General features: G+C 41.0%; 12 protein-coding genes. 5 read left to right on the top strand and 7 right to left on the bottom strand.

Annotated elements, in window-relative coordinates:
* Positions 1 to 102 precede the first annotated feature (102 nt).
* From BWD42_RS10740 to BWD42_RS10715, 6 genes are all read right to left on the bottom strand, one after another.
* Positions 103 to 1272: an NRAMP family divalent metal transporter gene (locus BWD42_RS10740; RefSeq protein WP_077436125.1), complete on the bottom strand. Its 1170-nt coding sequence runs from the start codon at positions 1270 to 1272 to the stop codon at positions 103 to 105.
* Positions 1269 to 2027, bottom strand: coding sequence for a LamB/YcsF family protein (locus tag BWD42_RS10735; RefSeq protein WP_077436123.1), 759 nt, complete (start codon positions 2025 to 2027; stop codon positions 1269 to 1271). The genes BWD42_RS10740 and BWD42_RS10735 overlap by 4 nt, the downstream gene beginning before the upstream one ends.
* Positions 2020 to 2976: a biotin-dependent carboxyltransferase family protein gene (locus BWD42_RS10730; protein WP_077436121.1), complete on the bottom strand. Its 957-nt coding sequence runs from the start codon at positions 2974 to 2976 to the stop codon at positions 2020 to 2022. The genes BWD42_RS10735 and BWD42_RS10730 overlap by 8 nt, the downstream gene beginning before the upstream one ends.
* Positions 2966 to 3691: a 5-oxoprolinase subunit PxpB gene (pxpB, locus tag BWD42_RS10725; protein ID WP_175992025.1), complete on the bottom strand. Its 726-nt coding sequence runs from the start codon at positions 3689 to 3691 to the stop codon at positions 2966 to 2968. The genes BWD42_RS10730 and pxpB overlap by 11 nt, the downstream gene beginning before the upstream one ends.
* A 498-nt stretch (positions 3692 to 4189) precedes the next feature.
* Positions 4190 to 5755, bottom strand: a complete 1566-nt coding sequence (locus BWD42_RS10720; protein WP_139351117.1) for a hypothetical protein — start codon at positions 5753 to 5755, stop codon at positions 4190 to 4192.
* Between the two features lie 1203 nt (positions 5756 to 6958).
* Complete coding sequence (locus BWD42_RS10715; protein WP_077436117.1) at positions 6959 to 10180, bottom strand: carboxypeptidase regulatory-like domain-containing protein; 3222 nt, start codon at positions 10178 to 10180, stop codon at positions 6959 to 6961.
* Between the two features lie 467 nt (positions 10181 to 10647).
* Between BWD42_RS10715 and BWD42_RS10710 the strand changes: the two genes are divergently transcribed.
* The 5 genes from BWD42_RS10710 to BWD42_RS10690 all read left to right on the top strand — a co-directional run bounded on the left by BWD42_RS10710 (position 10648) and on the right by BWD42_RS10690 (position 19907).
* On the top strand, positions 10648 to 11124 hold the full coding sequence (locus BWD42_RS10710) for a hypothetical protein (protein WP_077436115.1): 477 nt from the start codon (positions 10648 to 10650) through the stop codon (positions 11122 to 11124).
* Between the two features lie 666 nt (positions 11125 to 11790).
* Positions 11791 to 14916 carry a SusC/RagA family TonB-linked outer membrane protein gene (locus tag BWD42_RS10705; RefSeq protein ID WP_077436113.1) on the top strand — a complete coding sequence of 1042 codons (3126 nt, stop codon included), beginning with the start codon at positions 11791 to 11793 and terminating at the stop codon, positions 14914 to 14916.
* A gap of 18 nt (positions 14917 to 14934) precedes the next feature.
* On the top strand, positions 14935 to 16890 hold the full coding sequence (locus BWD42_RS10700; RefSeq protein ID WP_077436111.1) for a RagB/SusD family nutrient uptake outer membrane protein: 1956 nt from the start codon (positions 14935 to 14937) through the stop codon (positions 16888 to 16890).
* A 38-nt stretch (positions 16891 to 16928) separates the two neighbouring features.
* Entirely contained in the window at positions 16929 to 18206 is a 1278-nt protein-coding gene (locus BWD42_RS10695; RefSeq protein ID WP_217700056.1) for a DUF4959 domain-containing protein, read from the top strand.
* A gap of 24 nt (positions 18207 to 18230) precedes the next feature.
* Positions 18231 to 19907, top strand: coding sequence for a DUF4998 domain-containing protein (locus BWD42_RS10690; protein ID WP_217700055.1), 1677 nt, complete (start codon positions 18231 to 18233; stop codon positions 19905 to 19907).
* 147 nt (positions 19908 to 20054) lie between these two features.
* On the opposite strand, the gene BWD42_RS10685 is transcribed toward BWD42_RS10690, so the two are convergent.
* Positions 20055 to 20885 carry a M48 family metallopeptidase gene (locus tag BWD42_RS10685; protein ID WP_254846216.1) on the bottom strand — a complete coding sequence of 277 codons (831 nt, stop codon included), beginning with the start codon at positions 20883 to 20885 and terminating at the stop codon, positions 20055 to 20057.
* Between the last annotated feature and the right edge of the window lie 87 nt (positions 20886 to 20972).

The following is a 20972-nucleotide window of genomic DNA, read 5'->3' as shown; positions in this document are numbered from 1 at the left end:
CAGTTATTACACCAAATATCGCTATGTAGCAGCTTTTTTGAGGGGTAATTTTCGGTCATTTAGGTGGAAATATTGGCAGCTTCGATCGAATACAGAAAAAAATTACAGATCCAGAATTACGCTGATACTCATAAAAGCCATTAAGACAACAATCGTCGCACCGGCCAGGGTCAGCAGTATCGGTTGTTTATAAACTCCTACAATAGCAGGCTTATAGGCCGCGATCAGCATCACTGTCAGTGAGACCGGCAATATAATACCATTCACAGCACCCGCGATAATCAATAGATGGACAGGCTTACCTACAAAAACAAATATGAGCGTGGAAATAAATATAAAAGCAATAATAATCCAATTTTCATTTTTAGCAATCTGTGTATTGAATGTTTTTATAAAGGAGACGGAGGTATAAGCCGAACCGATAATCGAGGTAATCGAAGCCGCGAACATCACTAGGCCAAACAGGCGATAGCCAAAATTGCCCGCGGCAAGCTGGAAAACTGATGCTGTAGGATTAGCGTCGTCGATCATTAAGCCTTGGCTCAGCACACCAAGCGCAGCCAAAAATAGACAGACCCTAACCAGCGAAGCAACAGAGATCCCCATGACAGCACTTCTATTCACGGTAGGCAGCGCATCAAATCCTTTTACTCCAGCATCAATCAGACGATGGCCACCCGCAAAAGTGATATAACCACCGACCGTACCACCTACCAATGTAATGATCGATACAAAATCAATCTTTACAGGGGCGACCGTCCGCAGCGCGGCCTCCCCCATTGGTGGCGAAGAGATCCATGTAATGTAGATAAATGCTAAAATCATGATTGCTCCCATGAGTTGCGTAAAACGGTCCATGGCTTTACCGATCTGTCTGTTTATAAAAACAGCAATGGCGATTAAAGCTGAAATACAGGCCCCAGTCACAACATGCACACCAAAGAGTGCCTCCAACCCTAGTCCCGCTCCAGCGACATTACCGATATTGAACGCCAGACCACCGAGAATAATAAGCAGCGAGATAAAACCGCCTAGACCAGGCAACAGTTTATTGGCAATATCCTGCGCCCTCATTTCGGAGACAGCGATCACGCGCCAGATATTTAACTGCACACCTATATCAATCAGGATGGATACGAGAATAACGAATCCAAAGCTAGCTCCCAGCGACTTTGTAAAAAATGTTGTTTGAGTCAGGAAGCCTGGGCCAATTGCCGATGTGGCCATTAACAAGGCCGCGCCAAACAGGGCTGATGTATTTTTTTGTTTCATCGGATCAGTATATCGTGATCTTTTAATATTTGATTGATTGTCCTCGCAAACTGTACAGCTTCGGGATTATCTCCATGTAGACAAACGGTATCGGCTTGGATGTCCACTTCCGCACCTTGCAGGGAAATCACTTTTCCGGTTTTGATCATATGTACGACCTGTTTGGCAGCCTGTTCAGCGTTATGGATATGTGCATTTTTATCCGTCCTTGCTGTCAATGTGCCATCCTGTTGGTAAGTGCGGTCGGCAAAGACCTCACTATATACCTTCAACCCCTTATTCCTACCTGCTTTGATCAGTTCGCTTCCCGAAAGACCATATAGGATGAGGTTTGGATCGATCGCGTAGACCGCTGCCGCGATGGCATCGGCCAATTCAGGTTTGCGCGCCGCCATATTATAGAGCGCTCCATGCGGCTTCACATGTTGCAATCTTGTCTGTTGTACCTGGGCACATGCTGCAAGTGCACCAACCTGATAGACGACCAGTTCATAAACTTCCCGAGCTGTAGCCTGAATCTCCCGTCTTCCAAAACCTGCCAGATCCTGAAAACCGGGATGAGCGCCTATTTTGACATTATATTTTAGAGCTAGCTGAATGGTTTTCATCATTGTCGAAGGATCTCCGGCGTGAAAACCACAGGCAATATTGACAGCGGAAACATGAGGCATTATCGCCTCATCATTGCCCATTGTCCAAGCGCCAAAGCTCTCGCCCATATCACAATTTAAATCTATCGTCAGTTGCTTATTCATATTTCAATGCGATTGCTCTTTTTAGTATAATTAATTGTATGTATCGCTGTTTCAATAAGTTTTGGGCTTCATCCAGTTCGATCCGTTCAAAACGGATGCTTTCCTGGGCTCCCTTTTGCGCCAAGAGCGGAAGGTCTACGGTAGCCACCTGTGCAATGACGGGATACCCGCCTGTCGTCGGATGGTCGGCCATTAGGATAATCGGGTTGCCATCGGGAGGTACCTGTATACTACCAAAGGTGACGGCCGTTGACAACAATTCTTTTCGTTTGCTTAGCTGCAGTGGCCTTAACTGTAAGCGATATCCCATGCGGTCCGAGTTTTTGCTAATGGTAAATACATCCGCAAAGAAACTTTGCAATGAGTCGCTTTCAAACTGATCCCACTGTGGGCCATCCATCACCCGAATGACTCCCGCAGAAAGGTCGGGATACAGCGCAGGGTCAATACGCCAAGGAAATTGCGTTTGTTCCCCATCATAGGGATTATTGAAAGCAATCCGATCCTGTTCTTTGAGCGCCCGACCTTGAAAGCCACCTATTTGTCCTTTGCTATAAGTCGATCTACTGCCCAGTACTTCAGGGATATCAAGTCCGCCGCGGAAACAGATATAAGCCCGACAGCCCGAATTTGGTCGCCCGAAGGAGAGCAAGGAGCCAGCCTCAATCAGGACAGGTTTCCACATCGGTAAGGGCTGACCGTCAACCTTGGGCGACAGGTCCGCTCCTGTCACTGCGATAAGCTGTGGCTGCTCGAAATAAATTGTTGGGCCAAGGAGCGTACATTCTATTGCAGCTTCGTTGTCTGCATTTCCCAGGATACTATTACCCAGAAGTAAAGCATAGCTATCCATAGCTCCACTGACTGCCATACCGTAACGCTGTAGACCGTAACGCCCTAAGTCCTGTATCGTGCTCAACAAACCCGCCTTGATGATTTTAATACCCATTGGCTTCTGTTTTTAGTTGCATAAACTCCTCATAACCAATAGGCGCAAAGCATACAAGATCCCCTACATCGAGTAATGAGGGATTTTCACGGTTGAGGTTAAACAATTGTAGTGGTGTATGACCAATAATCTGCCAGCCTCCGGGGGTTGACATGGGATATACCCCAGTCTGCTGACCAGCAATCCCCACCGCACCGGCTTCGATCCTCAAACGAGGAACTTCTTTACGTGGTGTCGCGATCCGGTTGTCCATTCCGCCCAAATACGGAAATCCAGGGACAAAACCGATCATGTACACCCGATATTCCGGGGCACAATGTATGCGGATAACTTCCTCCTCAGTCAAACCATTGTATTGAGCGACATAAGCGAGGTCATCTCCATTGTAGTAAACCGGGATTTCTTTTTTCGCACTTCTATAGTTAAAATCATCCGATATATTTTGTAAGGTTATTTGAAGCGCAGCTAATAGTTCCTGATAGCTAACAATTAACGGATCGTAATAAATCGTGATTGTCGTGTAGGCGGGGACATATTCTATTACACCGGCCTGTGGCCAGTTTTCAAGACAGGTTATAACCTTACGAACCCGTATATGAATAGCTTCGGAAATTACGTCACCAAAAGAAAGGACAATTGCCTGATCTCCCAGGGGATAATGCCGAATGGAATTGGGCAAGTCTATACCTAAAGACTGCTTGTGGGAACCTCCCATAATTTGTATGTTATAATCTATACAAAGATTATAAATACCAAACGATAATCAAATAACAGAATTTAAAAAGCAAGTTCCCGTAATCGCTCAGTATTTTTTTGCAAAAACACGAAGAAAACTACGGGAAGCTTACACTTGCTCTAACCACTCTGTCTGCCTTAATCAGAGTAGAGAGAGTCAATCATTGTCCATAATAACCTGGACAATTCTATATATTAATAAGTCTCGAGTAAATTTACCCCTATCAATCGGAATTTGAAAGAAAAATAAATTGCTAATTTCAACTATAATGTTGCTATTTTCGATTCAAATGCACTAATTTTTCTGTAACAAAACATGCCGTAGTTGGTCCGCTATCAAATTAAATGGAGACCATTGATTAAAATATAGTGACGTATAGTCTACTACTAAAATAAAACAGGAAAGGTCAAGTGATAATCTTGACCTTTCTGGCATTGATCTTAAATAGAATTACGACCTATTGGCTTATTGAATTATCTAACTTTTAATATCAATGGGATTTGCCTTTATTTTAAATGACTTAACTATTTTAGTTCGAGAGGAGCCATTATTGGGCACCACATCAAAGCTTATCCGAAGAAAAAATCCAGTCATTAATTGTTCATTTGAATCCCAAGGACTCGGACTTGCAGGTTGGGGTATATATCCTCCATTTCCGTCCCAACCAATATTACCAACGGTAATTCTATAATGGCTCGAAAACTCATAATTAATCGGAAAAACATTAATTAAATTGCCATCTTTTTCTCGCTGAACAAGCTCTTGCTTTAGATTTTCAACTCTTGCTCCATCAGGGCTTGTATTTATGATATCTGGATTAAACAGGATATTATAGGAATTCTGGACCAGTCTATAGTCTGAGGGATTGTAAATAGAAAACCTCTCGTCACGGTCGCCAGGCATACCTCTTTCAGTATACCATTCTTCCTTCGCTGTTGCGTTCACAATTGGCGTTTTATCTAAAGTGAAAACGCCGAGCACTTTGTTGTAAAGTGGCAAAATACCCAATGAGTTGCTGGAATTACTGGCACCTGGAGGAACTAACACTGGTGCAGCAATCAAATAGCTATCATTAACAGATCCCGAAAGCTTATAACTTGTTGTACTTTTTAAATTAATTACCTGGCTGGTTGTAGTGGACGAGCCTCCAAAAATTGCACTTAATACTTTCCCGGCGGCGGCGGCATAACCTCCAGAAGCAAGAGAAGAAGCAAAGTTGAGCAAATATTCTGATTTTATTAATTTATTTTCGTTTATCTCTTTGAGCATACTGTCTCCTAAATGTTTACCATACAACATAACAGTTCCTTTTAATGAGCTGTTTAAAATGTTCTCGGGCCCCGCAACGCTTTGTGTCATTGTTCCTTTAATTGTTCCTTCTGAAGTTCCATTAATGGTAATTTGCGAGATGTTAGTAGAGTTAACGTCCCATTGTAACAAACTACCTTGCGCGGGCATATTGCGAATTGCTGGTGTATAATTGATTTCAAATTCCGCAGCATACCAACAGCCTGTAGCACTAGTTCGATAGGGCTGAACCTGAGAAATTTCTTTTGCATTTTTAACTAATGAAGCTATCTCATCTGAGCCATAGTTTAAAACGGGTATGGATGCATTATCCTTCAATTTTAAACTATGTGTGACATAGGTACTAGGAATTGGGCTTATAGGATCTAGATAAAAAAAAGCCCTTAGTAAACCTCTAAATTTATTGTAAATTATAAAAAATTTAGGATTAACAGTTTCGGTAGTGCTAAAAGAATTGTAAACTAATTCCCAACCATTTGATTTAAACCTATCCTCAATAAAAAATGCAGGAAAGGCAATATTTGCTCCCGATGACCAGGGTGATAAAATTGTTGGGTGATTAATTGGAACCGGCATTCTCTCCACGTTTTCCCAGTTGAAAGTAGTAGAAGCCACTGCCATTGACTTCAATTTAATGTTTTTTTCTTCGTTTATAGTTTGTAACTCGTTTTTGTTGCAAGATACGAGAATCAAAGAAATTGAAGCAGTTAATAACGATCGTCTAAATATTTTCATAATTCATCCTATTTATTTATATAAAAATAATTTAAATAATCCAAAATAAAAACTAGCTCATATAAAATTAATAAAAATTTAAAATAGCGTTAATTAGCCTCTATTTTACATAAAAAATAAACCACGAGAAATATTCAATTCTTTTATAATTTAAATAATGAACGTAGATCGCTTGGGAAAAACAGCTATTCTTGTGTATTTTCAAATTCCCCATTCATATTTTCGATCACATTCACGTACTACACACTTTGTTCTTGCTTTTCATTGCTAATATGGTCGTCGATTTTCCTCAAGCATCTGCAATATTGCTCGTACTTTCAATTTGGAAAAAACGATTACTGTTCTAAACTATCCCTAAAATTCTTAATAGCTTTCTTGGTTAATCGTAAGCTATAAATCAAGAAACCATAGGAAAAAAAATGCGAAGCTCTTTTCGAGCTCCGCATTCCTATAACCTACACACTAGATGTGAAAGTGTTTTAATTGAAGATATAACGAATACCTAATTGCATTTGATATCTAGAATCTATACCTGTATTATTTCTAAATGTCTTCTCTTTAAGATTCTGGCTCACAGTATACGTAGGTTTATTATCAACTACACCTTGATATTGCATAAAGTTGGTAATATTATGAGTTTTTGTATCCCCCATTTGCTACTCAATAGGTTACCAACGTTGGTAATATCAAAAGAAACTTGCAATCTGTGATTATCTTTTGTTTTCAATACTTTAGATAATTATATTGAATATAATTCAGGCCCTTATGGTACCGATCCTTACACATGGGCTGAAGGGTTGATGGCAATACACTAAAAACAAACAATTTACAGATCAACCCAGCAATTGGTTTAACACTTAAATCCATCAGAATCAAGGCAAGCTCTTCGCCAGGAGGCGGAGATGGTTACGGTTATTTTGTACCGTTAACAAACACTTTTCAATATAACGATTCTACAAGAGAGGGATTTATGATGGGTAATAGCGAAAACTTTAAAATTGGATTGGAACTAATTTTCAAAAGAAATGACGATCCGGATCCATCAAAAGATTTAATTTTCATGAAGGATTTCGAAACGGCGACTGACATTTATGTGGATTACATTTATTACAACTAGACATCGCTAATCGATTTTTGTTAAGTAATAAATCAAAAAGACCGTCCTAAAATTCAGGACGGTCTTTTTAAGATATATTCTTCAGATTAGTTGAAGATATAGCGAATACCAATTTGTGCAGACCATCTTGATGGAATATCCGAGACAAAATAAGGATTATTTTTGTTTAGGTCCCCTAATTTGTATTGAGGAATTTTAGTATCCTTAACAAAACTATCAAACGCTATTGCACGGAAGGAATTGTCCCAGAAACTTCCCCCTCCTGAATATTGTTCTCCCCATTTTTTATTTATTAAAGCACCAACATTCATAATATCCAACGAAATTTGAATTTTATTTTTTGTATTACCAATGTTGGTAAATACATCTTGTAATATTTTCAAATCGAATCTATGAGAGAACGGTGCTTTATCGCCATTTCTTTCAGCGTATTTACCTCTCCTATTTTTTAAATAAGGATTAGCTTCAATAAATTGATTAAAAGCATTCCATTGATCATCGGGTGTTTGATCCCCATTTTGAACAAATCGGATTTCGCTCTTATCACGAGGAATATACATCAATGAAAATTGATCACTAGCACTTCCCGCTGAGTACCTTCCTGGATCACCAGTAATTAAATATGAAAATCTCGCGCCGGATTGACCATTATAAACCAATGATAAAGTAGTTCCTAAGTGACCTAAATATTCTTTTGTGTAAGATGCAAAACCGATAATTCTACTTCCAGTACTAAATGGATTATGTCCTAAAGTGACACTATTTGACCCATTTACTGTCGCCGTTCTAAAGAAATTTGATTGATTTTGGGAAGAAGAGCCTGAAAACAAATCTTTCGATTCAGTATAAGTGTAGGCTAATGAACCGAAAAATCCGCTTGCAAATGATTTCGATAATTGGGCTGTTGCCGACCAAGAATATCCTTGATTAACATTATTAATATAAATAACCTGAGTATAATTTGGCAAAACACGTTTTTCTGCGTTTGTCGCCCCATACAACAATCTATTATCAGCACCTTCCAATTGGCCAATAGGATCTTTCATGTTCAAATCTGTAAATTTAAAAGAACTTAAATTTTTAGAATACATAAACTCAGCTGTTCCCTGAATATCCCAAGGTAGTCTATAATCAAATCCTAGGGAAGTTCTAGCAATTTGAGGTAACCTTAGGTTTTTATCTAATACGGATATATTTCCCGAAGGCTTAACTTCTTGATTACTTTTAGGTTGGGCATTTGGATCTGCAATAAACTTAATATTTGGCGCGTTTCCAGAACCAGCATTTAATTGGTTCCCTCCTAACAATGCACCACTTTGTGTATAAGCACCTGCTGACCAAACAAATGGGAATCTTGAAGTAAAGATACCAAGTCCCCCTCGTAGAATAGCAGATCTATCGCCTCTGATATCCCAATTAAAACCGAGTCGAGGAGACCACATGAATGTAGTTTGTGGCATTCTATTGGTCATAACGTCATAACGCTTTGCCAAGATTGAGTTGTTAAAGTCTGTATTCTCCATTGGATCTGTCAAATACATTGGAATATCTACTCGAATACCACCTGTTAATTTAAAATTAGTTGCTAGCTGGTAATCATCTTGAATATAAAAACCTAACTGCATTGCTTTAAAATCAGCCCCTTGTCTTGGATCATCTGTATTACTATAATTATACTGAAAACTACTTGCCAAACCACGGTCAAAGTTCTCGATAGCAGTATAAGATTTTCCAGTGGCTGGATTTATATCAGTCGCGGGAGAATTACTAAAAGTATAATTTCCAAAGGCACTTCCAATAAATCCGTTGTACATTTTGTAAAACTCATTATGAGTACCAAAAGTAAATCTATGATTACCCTTATATACAGTCAGATTATCGGTAAGTGTAAACACATCTTGATCCAATTGATTTACTGTTGAGAATGGTTCCGTGCCTAAATTTACATTTCTATCACCTAGCTGCAAAGTTACCCGAGGGAAAGGGTTACCAGGAGCCGACCTTGGTTCACTTACTTTTGTGTAGCCAATAACTAAATTATTAGATAATGTGTTAGAAAAACGGCTATTTAACTCCAATACTGCTGAATTTGTAGTACTTTCTCTTAAAATGGCACCATTCGAAAAAGTCAATGCCGTTTGCGAACGGCTTAAATCTGTTGCAGTTCCTTTAACGTAACTATATCGAGCCGATAGTTTGTGCTTTTCATTGATATTATAATCGAACCTAGTAAAGATTTTGTCAGATTTATTGCTACTTTCTTGATCTAAAAAACTACCAGCATCATATCCTAAAGCCTTAGCACGATTAGCTATTTGTTCTAGCTCAGCTACTGTAAATTTCGAACCATCAACACCCGGAGCAAATCCTAGAGGGGTATTATTCTCTGTTTTTTCATAGTTCAGGAAAAAAAACAATTTATCCTTAATAATTGGTCCTCCAACACGAACGCCATATTGCTTTTCGCTGAAATTATCTAACTTCTTTCTCTCTTGGTCTCCAGAAATCAAAGAATAAGGAGTTTTACCCGTAAGATTTTGGTTTCTGGTAAAATAATAAACTGAAGCTTGTGGTTTGTTAGTACCAGAACGCGTTACAGCTGAGATTCCTCCACCAGCAAAACCGCCAGCTCGAACATCAAATGGGGCAATCTGTACAGTCATCTCCTCTATTGCATCCAAAGAAATTGGAGAAACACCTGTACTCGCGCCATTAGTACCACCACTACTCAAACCGAAGACATCATTACTAACAGCTCCATCAATAGTTAATTGGTTAAATCTATTATTCATACCACCAATGGATAAAGCATCTCCTTTAATATCTGCCTGAGGAGTTAAGCGTGTAAAATCATTTAGTCCTCTTGAAATAGTCGGTAAAGTTTGCAATTGACGGTTTGAAATGCTTGTGGAAGCACCAGTTTTAAGGTTTTGTCCCTTTTTTGTTCTAGTGACTGTAACCTCATCAATAACAGTTGCACTTTCTCCAAATACTGGATTTAGTTCTAAATCGCGGCCCAATTGCAAATAAACATTCTCATAAACAACTGGATTCTGTCCAACATAAGTTACCTCAACTCGATAGGGCCCTCCTACACGCATACCTGGCAAACTGAACCTGCCGGCTTCATTTGACGAACTTGAATATACAGTCCCTGAAGGTACGTGCACTGCTTTAATAGTTGCACCAGTTGTTTTTATACCATTAGTTTGAGTTACTACCCCCGTCATGCTACTTGTCGTAACCTGAGCTTGTACAGCACCGTAACTGGCCATGACAAGAGCGAAAAAGAGTAAAGATCTTTTCATATAATGTGATTTGTTAAAAAATGTTAAGCAAAATTACTAAGAGATTTTAAATAACAAAGGACTTAATATAAACTTAACATACTACAGCACATTCACTTCCTATCCCACCCACCAAAATAACTATGTTAGAACACAATTTTTTTTATAATAAAACGTTATAACATCTTTTAAACCACCATTCCCAGCAAACTCTCTATATACAAAATAGTTTTCCACAGTCAACATATTCGATGGATTTGTAACAACATTCTTCCATTCCTGACCTAAACTTTTTAAAAAAAATTCATTAACTTTCTTCCAACCGAGCGTTTTATTAATCAACTCGTTTCTGTAGCCATTGCGCTACGCGCCTTATATTTATTTAAAAACTGTAAACTATTGTCTTTGCGAACTGGTTTTCTTTAAAAATCTGCTTTTAAAAACGGAGAACTTTTTAGAAATTCGCACACCTTTATAACTCATTTTTCATGGAAGTCGGTATTCAAAATTCTTCTTTTCAGGAGCCCGAAGACATTAAATTGTCTCCAGCAGGGCTTTCTTTCTTAGCTTCAGCTGCTAAATGGGCCAATTTTTTGGCTATTATCTGTTTTATTTTTATCGGACTGTCGGCTATAACCATGATCAGCCTGATCTTTGGAGCAAGTGCCTTATCCTTAGGTCAGGGCGAATATGTTTCAGCAGGTACCATATCAACCTTCGGTATACTTTACCTGCTAATGATGGCTTTCGCCTGTCTCCCGATCTATTTCCTCTATAATTTTGGATCAAAAGCAAAAAAAGCTATCGAAAACCGCGATAGCATCCAGCTTGAACTCTGCCTCGAAGCCCTAAAAAAACATTATAAGTTTATCGGAATAATAGTCATTATTACCATCGGATTTAATTTTATGGGTCTGCTCATAGGAATTGTATTAGGTATTCACGACGCGTTTGCTGCTGTATAAGCCAGACACGCTGAAAATCCCTTAGTCAACACATCCAAAGACTGCAACGGAGTAGCACTGCTATTCCGTTGCCTATCGATATCCTCCTCTTCTCTCTCCTTTCTACACAAACCCTAACATTTCGGTCCCAGAAACAATCACTTTTGAAGTATTATGTACTGAAATACGCCCTAATTCCACTTCTTGATCAAGTAATTATTTTGAAAAACAATAAAAACAAACCGCAAATAATTAAACAGCAGAAAACTAAACTTCCAACAACAAATATATTTTTCATTTAATTTAATTTTTTCCAAACAATATCCTGCTTAAATCGTTATAGCAATAGTGAAAGGAAAAATAAGATCAATAGTTTTTTCGCTTTCACTTGAAAACAACCAATTTGTATAATCTAAAACCTAACCTTTATGCAAAAACAAAGAATACATTGACTGTTGTTCCTGGCTCCTGCAAGAAGACCATGAGGGAAATAGGTAGTCAGGGCGATACCGAAAATCTGAATAGGGAGAAATAACCAAATTATTTAAAAACCAACTTAAACCATTTATTTTTTAGGGCAACTCCTGTATTGGGGGCTCCTTGTCTTTAAAAAGGAAGAATTGATAAATCATGCCTACTCTTCCCAAAGTAAATCAACCAATTAATTTATCTAATTACCTATCAATTATGCAAAAACGAAAAGAAAAACTGTTTCTTTTCCTATTGCTCTTTACCTTACCCATGCTGTCTTTTGCGCAAAAGCAGCTAACAGGTATTGTGAAAGACGCATCAAATGGAGAGAAAATTGAAGGCGTTACCATCCTCAAAAATAGGGTTCCGGTAACGAAGTCCGATGCTAATGGAGAGTTTCAGCTCTCCGGCGTTCTAGGCGACAGCCTGCTCTTTAAATTTGTTGGAAAGAAAGATGAAAAGCGTGTCATCGGTCCACAAAACATTATTGAAGTATTAATGTATGACGATGGAAAGAGCCTGGATGAAGTTACTGTAGTCGCTTTCGGAACACAGAAAAAGGCAACCGTAGTCGGCGCTATCACCACCGTAAAAGCCTCAGACCTAAAAATTCCGGCTACCAACCTGACCAGTGCCTTTGCGGGACGTATACCTGGTGTGATTTCCTTTCAAAACTCAGGCGAACCTGGTGCCGACAATGCCCAGTTCTTCGTCCGCGGCGTGACAACATTCGGCTATCAGGCTTCCCCACTGATACTGATTGACGGTTTTGAATCCACCACAGACAACCTTGCCCGGATACAGCCCGACGATATCGAAAGCTTTTCGATATTAAAAGATGCCTCAGCAACCGTGCTCTACGGTGCGCGCGGCGCCAATGGTATTATCATGGTCACCACCAAAGCGGGACGAGAAGGTCCCGTTGCATTGAATGCCCGTGTGGATGTCAATACCGCATCTCCAACCCGAATAATCAAAATGGTCGATGGCATTGAATATATGAAACTCTATAATGAGGCCCGTATGACCAGGTTTCCTATTCTCGGCCCTTATTATTCCCAGCAGAAAATACAGTCGACAATGGATAACGAAAATCCGATGATCTTCCCAAATATTGACTGGTATAACACCCTGCTCAAAAACTATACGGTCAATACAAAAGCCAATGTCAACCTGAGTGGCGGTGGACAGGTGGCAACATACTATGTATCGGGCGGTTTTGACAAAGAGTCTGGTCTACTGAAAGTAGATGACCGAAACAATTTCAATAACAACATCAATATCAACCGCTTTTTCATTCGCTCAAATGTCATCTTTAAGCTGACAAAAACAACCACCTTAGACACCCGGATCCAAGGTCGGTTTGAACGTTATAACGGGCCATTCAAATCGGCAAGCGATATCTTCCGGATGGTGATGAACAGCAATCCTGTTGATTTTCCGGCAGTATTTTCTCCTGACGCCAAAAACGAATTCACCCAGCATACCTTATTTGGAAATACCTTTGTCACAGGGTCGCTAAAAGATAATCCCTACGCGGAGATGGTGCGCGGCTATGAAGACCGCAATGAAAATACCATCACCGCACAGGCCACTTTGATGCAAGATCTGGATTTTCTGACACCGGGCTTGAAAGTTCAGGGTCGGGCTTCGGTAACAACCTGGAGCAAATATGCCGGCGTCAGGAGCTATGATCCATTTTACTACGATTTGGAGAATTACAATCAGATTACAGGCGAGTACAGTCTGTACGCGCTCAACCCGACAACAGGTCGGGCTACGCTCGGCGATGTGGATCCAAAAAGGGATGCCAGCTCCAATTATTATTTCGAAGCCAGGTTTAACTGGAACCGTAGTTTCGGCAGCCACAACTTAGGCGCTATGACCGTGGGGATGATTGAGGAAAAATTACTGACATCCGGAAATAGCAACTCCATCTACGAAACCCTACCCGAACGAAATATGGGCAACTCGGGACGCCTGACCTATGATTTCGACAATAAATACTTTGCAGAATTTGCCTATGGTTTAAATGGTTCAGAAAAATTCATGGGGCAAAAACGGTTTGGTTTCTTCCCCTCTTTGGGTGGGGGCTGGATGATTTCGAGTGAACGCTTTTTCGAACCTCTTAAATCCGTTGTCAGTACATTAAAACTGCGCGGTACCTGGGGACGTGTCGGAAATGACGCTATTGCCGAACGAAGAGATCGCTTCTTTTACCTATCGGATATTTCAAGAGGTAGTGAGGCGATGTATCGTTGGGGAACCGATTTTATGAATGCTTATAATGGATTTAATGTAAACCGCTACGCTAATCCAAATATCACCTGGGAAGAGTCCGAAAAATGGAATGTTGGTGTGGAAGCGAATTTCTTTAATGAGTCGCTTAAATTGCAGGGTGACTTTTTTAAAGATGTGCGGAGCAAAATCTATATGCGACGGGAAAACTTCCCCGCCTCTGCTGGATTGGAGGCCGCCATCAGTGGTAATGTGGGCAAAGTCAGTTCACAGGGATTTGATGGCTCATTGACCTATCAAAAATTCTTCGAAACAGATCTCTGGCTTTCGGCCCGTGCCAATTTCACCTATGCGACCAATAAATATCTTGCACTGGACGAGAAAAACTATTCAGATACCTACCTCAAAAAACTTGGACATAATTTGAGGCAAGAATGGGGATTGCTTGCCGAACGGCTATTTGTCGATCAGTATGAAATTGATAATTCACCAAAGCAGGATTTCGGGGAATATATGGCTGGCGATATCAAATATAAGGATATCAATGGTGATGGCATTATCAATGATAACGACAGGATCCCAATGGGCTATCCTACTGTTCCGGAGATCCAATATGGTTTTGGTATGTCTGCTGGTTATAAAGCTTTTGATTTTTCCTTCTTCTTTCAGGGGAATAAAAATGTCTCTTTCTTTATTAACTCTACTGCTGAATCCAACCCAAATACCGGATCTTATGGAATAGCTCCCTTCGCTAACCGAAGAAACGCTTTGGCTATTATTGCTGAAGATTATTGGAGCGAGACCAATCCAAATACGCACGCATTCTGGCCACGACTTTCCACAGACCCCATTAATAATAATATACAACAATCTTCCTGGTGGTTGCGCGATGGTTCCTTTATCCGGTTAAAATCACTTGAAATCGGTTACAGCCCGCGGAATTTAGAACGTTTTGGCTTTGGCAAAGGCAGCCGCATCTATATCAGTGGTGAAAACCTGGCTGTATTCAGCCCTTTTAAACTCTGGGATCCCGAAACAGGACGAAATGGACTTGGTTATCCGCCAAACCGCCGGTTTAATGTCGGTATTCAATTATCATTTTAACACATAACGGACTTATACATGAAAACAATAAAATATATCGCAATTGCAACAGCTTTCTTTTTGGGTTCCTGCTCCAAGTACCTTGATGTGGTACCCGATAATACCCTAAAATTGGAGGATATATTCAACATCAAAGTTGAGGCTTACAATGCACTGGCAAAAGTATACAGTTACCTGCCCAATGATGATCAAACGCATGCAACCTCCTGGTCGCTGGGGGACGAATGGCTCGGCCGGTTAGATCTAAACCCCAATACGGGCAATCTGCGGGCAATCCGTATTATGCGGGGTTTACAATCGCAGACCTCGCCACAACTCGGACTTTGGTCTGGCACCGAAGGTGGTAAGCCGCTCTATCAGGGTATACGTCAATGTGAGGTTTTTCTCGCTAATATTGATAAAGTACGTGACATGACCGAAGGAGAGAAAGCAGAGTGGAAAGCGCAAGTCAAATTTCTAAAAGGTTATTTTGCTTTTCTCCTGATTCAGCGTTATGGTCCCATCGTCCTACCTACAGGTCTTGCATCGCCAACATCCACACCGGAGGAATTGTTTTTGAGCCGTTCTAAAGTAGAGGACTGCTTTAATTATGTATTAAACCTCATGAACGAGGCTATTCCAAACCTGACTGAACGTGTATCATCAAACAACCTCGGACAGATTGACCAAGTGGCGGCCAAAGCAATCAAAGCAAGGGTACTACTGTTCAGAGCAAGCCCATTTTTCAACGGCAACCGAGAATATTTTGGCGATTTTATGGACAGCGACGGGCAGCCTTTCTTTCCGCAGGCGGAGGATAAAGAGAAATGGAAGACAGCCATTGATGCCCTTAACGAATCAATTGCATTGTGTGAGGCAAATGGGTTGGGTCTCTATCATTTTGCCAAAGAACCTTTTATTTACGATCGTCCTGCGTTCACGGCCAATCCCGAAAGAATGCAAACACTATATGACCTACGAATGCTTATCGTGGATCCATGGAATAAAGAACTGGTTTGGGGCAATTCAAACCTCAATTACTATAACCAAGGTGAATTGGCTCATTCCTCCAATATACGCTTGCCTGAAGGCTATGGCGACGGGGTTGTGAACGAACCTTCGTATTCTTGGCAATGGATGGGTGCTACTTACCAAATGGCTGAACGTTACTACACCGAAAATGGATTGCCTATTGATGAGGATCTGACCTATGATTTCACCAACAAATATGAAATCATCAAGACACCAGCGTCCAGTGAAAGCAGCTATACACACTGGAATGGTTACATGCAGCCCAATACCGAAACTATTAAATTATACATGAACCGAGAACCTCGATTCTATGCCAACTTGGGTATTACAGCAGGTTATTGGCGGGCACATACCGTTCGTATCAATACCATGTTTTATGGAAATTCACATGGAGGCTATAACTCCTCGCAGCATACCACAGACTTTTTTGCGACAGGTATCGGCACACAGAAAATGGTTCACCCGGAGTCACAGTCCGGCGCCTGGCAGCGTACGATAAAATTCCCTTATCCCATTATCCGAATGGCTGATCTGTACCTGATGAAAGCGGAAGCTTTAAATGAATATTCGGGGCCATCAGCGGAAGTTTATGCCCTCCTGGACCGTGTTCGTGACCGTGCCGGAATCCCTTCTGTGGAAAAAGCCTGGTCTGATGCTTCTCTTGCCAAGACCGTCAATAAGCACAGGACAAAAGAAGGCTTACGTGATATTATTCTACAGGAACGCAGTATTGAGTTTGCATTTGAAGGCATCCACTTTTGGGATATGATGCGCCACAAACGAGCGACATCGGCATTTTCAATGCCCATATGGGGCTGGAATCATACCGGTACTTCAGGCTCTTCATTCTTTGTGCTTGATGTCAAACAGGAACGACGCTTCACCATCCGGGACTGCTTGTGGCCAATTGATCTCAATGAGATGAATACAAATGGTAAACTTATCCAGAATCCAGGCTGGTAATGCTAAATTCTTATGATAACAATTAATAAAAGAATAACATGATCAAATTAAATTTCAAATATATCTATATCGCATTTAGTCTCCTGTTGCTTTTTATTGCCTGTAAAGAGATTGAGCGATTTTCTCCGGCTGCGGACGATAGTACGCCCCCCGGAAAGGTAGAACTGCGCCGCTATACGCCGCTATATGGTGGAGCACGTTTTTTTTACAATATACCAAAAGATGAAGACCTCATGAGTATCGATGCCGTTTATACCAATCCCAATGGCAAGTCCTTTACCTTCTCCGCATCCTATTTTGTGGATTCCCTGGATGTGTATGGATTACCCAGCACAGATGAATATACCATAAAACTATATGCTGTGGACCGTACAGGCAACAGATCCGAACCACTGGATGTCAAGGTGCAGTCATTGGAACCTGCTTTTACCCGGGTGGCCAGCTCCATTCAGGTCAAACCCGGTTTCAGCTCCTTCTTCCTTGATTGGGAGAATGAACTCAAACAGGACGTCAATGTGTATGTCGACTTTACTTTTAACCAAAATGGCACCAGCCGTAGCCTCACCTCGGTCTTTTCCTCCAATCTGCCGACCGACCGCAGGTTTATCAATGATCTCGTGCTCCCTCCGACAGAAAAAGTAAGTGTAAAAGTCCGCGTCGAGGATAGCTACGGAAATACCACAGCGACTATCGACAAAGGAAATATATCCCTGCTCGAAGACACGAAAATATCCAAAAAAGACTGGGTGTTACCCAAAGCAGCCGATTCTATTGGTGGTATACCCATGGCCTTTGGCGACGGACTAGAGGGGCGATCACGTTATGTAATAGACGATATCATCGACCGCGGCGACAACCTCAACTTTATGCATACGCACGGAAGAGGACGGACGGGAAAAACAGCAGATGGCAATATGCCGTGGAACTTTATCATTGACCTGGGTGCTTATTATGAGCTGAGCCGGATTATTACCGTACAACGGCACTCGGGAGGATTAGCCAATATTTCTAGAGGGCAATACTATCGCAGCGAAAATGTCGGAAGGTTCAAAATGTATATCTGGGATGATGATAAACGGGATTGGGAACCTGTTTCAGAGCACTTTATTCCGGTACCTTTTGGGATCAGTGAACTGGAATATGTAAAAAAAGGGGAAGCTGGCGATATGGCTTATATGTATCCCGATAATCCGAAGTATACCAAAAAGACAAGATGGTTTAGGTATGAAGCTTTAAAGGGTTTCACATCTGATTACACGTTAGAGGATGCGAACTGTCTTTCCGAAATCACGCTTTACGGACGCAAAAGCAATTAAACTGGAACAATAAAGACATAAAGTATGAAAACGAAAAATAAGTTCAGAAAAATAGCTGGTTTTTTAGTTGTCTTGACATTAATTGCTTTTAGCTTTTCCTGCAAGAAAATGTACGATAATATAAAACCTTACGCGGAGGAAACCGTGTATCCCCAACGCTATGACACTATTGCTGCCAAAATCGGTTATGAACGGGTGGAAATTGATCTGATAAAGGCCGGACGGATTCCCTCCAGTCAGATCCGGATGGGAAAATCCAAAAAAACGATTGTTGAATATGACAATCAGAAAATTGTCATTGATTCATTGGTTTCCTGGTTGAATATCAAAGGCCTCAAGCAGTCCAAACTGTACCGGTTCAAAGTCTATACCATAGACGAATTTGAAAATAAATCGGTGCCACAGCAAATCGCTGTCATCCCATTTACCGAAAGTGACGTGAAAAATCTGGTCATCGCTTCCCCTCGGATTATGGCCTCGCCCAATGCGATGGTTATTGACTGGACGAGCTCGTTATCTTCGATCCTATTGACTTATAAAAGTCTTTCTTTTGAATATAAAGATAAGACCGGAAAAGTAATTACAGGCACCCGAGGGGCCTCACCGCGTATTTTTGCAGCAAATCTCAACCCCGGATCAACCGTAGCAATGAAACTAGCCTATAACGTCGTCCCCAAAATAGGTGGACAGGAAATAGCTGACTCCATTACTTATACACAGACGCTCGACATTACGCTGCCAACCGGAGAGACAACCTTCAATCCGACAGAACGGGATATTCTCGTCGCTAACGGAATTACCACCTTCAATGCGAATGTCGCTGCGGGGATTAAGAAATTGACCTTTCCAATTCACACCAACAGTTTACAGGATTTATTCTATTTTTCCAATGTAACCGAGTTGGATCTGACCGGCGGTGAGCTGTTTAATCTTAAAACCCTTGATTACAACAGAAATGGTGTAGTCAAAACGATCGGTGGTGGCAAGTTTCAACCTTTTATACGTCATGTGTCAGCCATATCAAATGCGAATGCACAAGCGATGTTAGATCTTCTGGATCTGGGGATAATCAAAAAAATTAAATATATCCCCAATTCACTAGGAATAGATGAGTTACTGAAACGCTATGAGGACAAAAACATTGTCGAATGGGTAACACCTCCAGATGAAAGTTTAATTCCGATGAATTTCTTCCTAGACGGAAAGATTCAGGACAATGCCTGGGCAACGGATATTGTCAATCCGGCGACCGACTATCCGGCAGGAGCAAATATTTTAAATCCTCTAAAAGTCACGCTAAAAGCCTCAAGTGCTTCCTTTGTATTTACGCTTCCGAAGGAATACCGATTTAACATCGCAACCTACAAGTATCTTAAATTTAAAGTCTATGCGCCCGACAAATCTAAATTTACCGGCAGTTATAGCGCATTTCAAAAATTGTGGCCTAGATTTATGAACTATATGTGGGCATTTTCCAGTGAAAGTACTTTTGGTCAGGAATACTGGGATCTGGACAGAAATGCTACCCCGATTCCAGACAGCGATCTAATGAAATGGAAGGATGTGACCATTGATTTGTCTTCGGCAAAAGATAAACACAATAGAGTAATTGTTATTAACATCGGTGGCGAACCCGGTGGAACTTTCAGTCCTCCGGCAGATATCGTATACTACTTTGCTAATTTCAGATTTTCGAAATAATGCAAAGAAATATTCCCTCAAAAAGCCTCCTTGCTCGGAATAATTGAAAGAGGCGTTAAAAAAATGAAATAAAAACGGGAGTGTCCAAAGGTGGACACTCCCGTTTTTGTTCGATATGAGCATATAAGCTATGCTTGTATTTTTTTGCTATTTTTTATAATACCGCATCGCATTAGGAATCTGCTTCTCGATATCAGCAATACGTCTTGCATCACTTGGGTGGGTACTCAAGAATTCTGGTTGCCCTTTTTGACTGCCTGAGGCCATACGTTTCCAAAAACCAATGGCTTCGTTTGGATCATAGCCAGCCAATGCCATAATGATCAATCCAGCCGCATCTGCCGAGGATTCATCGCTGCGCGAGAATTTCAACTGAGCCAAACTACCACCTAAGCCATACAGGTTGTTAAAAATCCCTAGGGAAGTACTCCCTGTCATACCTGCTGCTGAGCCCAATATCTGTCCCCCCATTTGTAGGGCCATCTGATTGGAAGCCTGTGCCACCGAATGCTCCTCGATAGCGTGGGCAATTTCATGGCCCATTACTGTTGCCATACCAGCTTCTGTACGTGTTACCGGTAGGATTCCTGTATATACAGCGACCTTACCACCAGGCATACACCAAGCGTTCACATCATCACTCTTGACAAGGTTAAATTCCCAGTTGAAATTATATTTATTGGCTATCCCCTTGCTCTGCAGGTACTGGTTGACCGCTGTCGCCAATCGGTTACCCACACGTTTCACCATCGCCGCATCTGCCGTACCGGTAATTACTTTTGCACTATTTTTAGACAAAAAATCCTTATAAGCTAATGCTGCTTGCTGGTTGACCTGGTCTGCACTAACCAGCTTCAAATATTTTTTCCCGGTAACAGCTGAAGTCGCACAACCTGACAACCCCGATGCCAGTGCAACACAGGCCATTACCATTGCCGAATACTTAAACATCCCTTTCATATGTATTTTATTATTCATCTGTGTTAATTTCAATTGCATTTACGAGCGCGTCGGCCCATTTATTTTTTCAATGGTGATATGCAACATCCAGATTATCCTCAGCAG

The organism is Sphingobacterium sp. CZ-UAM (assembly GCF_002000245.1).
Taxonomy (GTDB): domain Bacteria; phylum Bacteroidota; class Bacteroidia; order Sphingobacteriales; family Sphingobacteriaceae; genus Sphingobacterium.
Note: the sequence above shows the minus strand (reverse complement) of the source record. Positions and strands in the feature narration are given on the sequence as shown.

Bases quoted from the DNA above. Each gene is read 5' to 3' on its own strand.
- BWD42_RS10700 (WP_077436111.1), top strand. From the start codon at position 14,935: ATGAAAACAATAAAATATATCGCAATTGCAACAGCTTTCTTTTTGGGT.
- BWD42_RS10730 (WP_077436121.1), bottom strand. From the start codon at position 2,976: ATGGGTATTAAAATCATCAAGGCGGGTTTGTTGAGCACGATACAGGAC.
- BWD42_RS10710 (WP_077436115.1), top strand. From the start codon at position 10,648: ATGGAAGTCGGTATTCAAAATTCTTCTTTTCAGGAGCCCGAAGACATT.
- BWD42_RS10720 (WP_139351117.1), bottom strand. From the start codon at position 5,755: ATGAAAATATTTAGACGATCGTTATTAACTGCTTCAATTTCTTTGATT.
- pxpB (WP_175992025.1), bottom strand. From the start codon at position 3,691: ATGGGAGGTTCCCACAAGCAGTCTTTAGGTATAGACTTGCCCAATTCC.
- BWD42_RS10695 (WP_217700056.1), top strand. From the start codon at position 16,929: ATGATCAAATTAAATTTCAAATATATCTATATCGCATTTAGTCTCCTG.
- BWD42_RS10740 (WP_077436125.1), bottom strand. From the start codon at position 1,272: ATGAAACAAAAAAATACATCAGCCCTGTTTGGCGCGGCCTTGTTAATG.
- BWD42_RS10715 (WP_077436117.1), bottom strand. From the start codon at position 10,180: ATGAAAAGATCTTTACTCTTTTTCGCTCTTGTCATGGCCAGTTACGGT.
- BWD42_RS10705 (WP_077436113.1), top strand. From the start codon at position 11,791: ATGCAAAAACGAAAAGAAAAACTGTTTCTTTTCCTATTGCTCTTTACC.
- BWD42_RS10735 (WP_077436123.1), bottom strand. From the start codon at position 2,027: ATGAATAAGCAACTGACGATAGATTTAAATTGTGATATGGGCGAGAGC.
- BWD42_RS10685 (WP_254846216.1), bottom strand. From the start codon at position 20,885: ATGAATAATAAAATACATATGAAAGGGATGTTTAAGTATTCGGCAATG.
- BWD42_RS10690 (WP_217700055.1), top strand. From the start codon at position 18,231: ATGAAAACGAAAAATAAGTTCAGAAAAATAGCTGGTTTTTTAGTTGTC.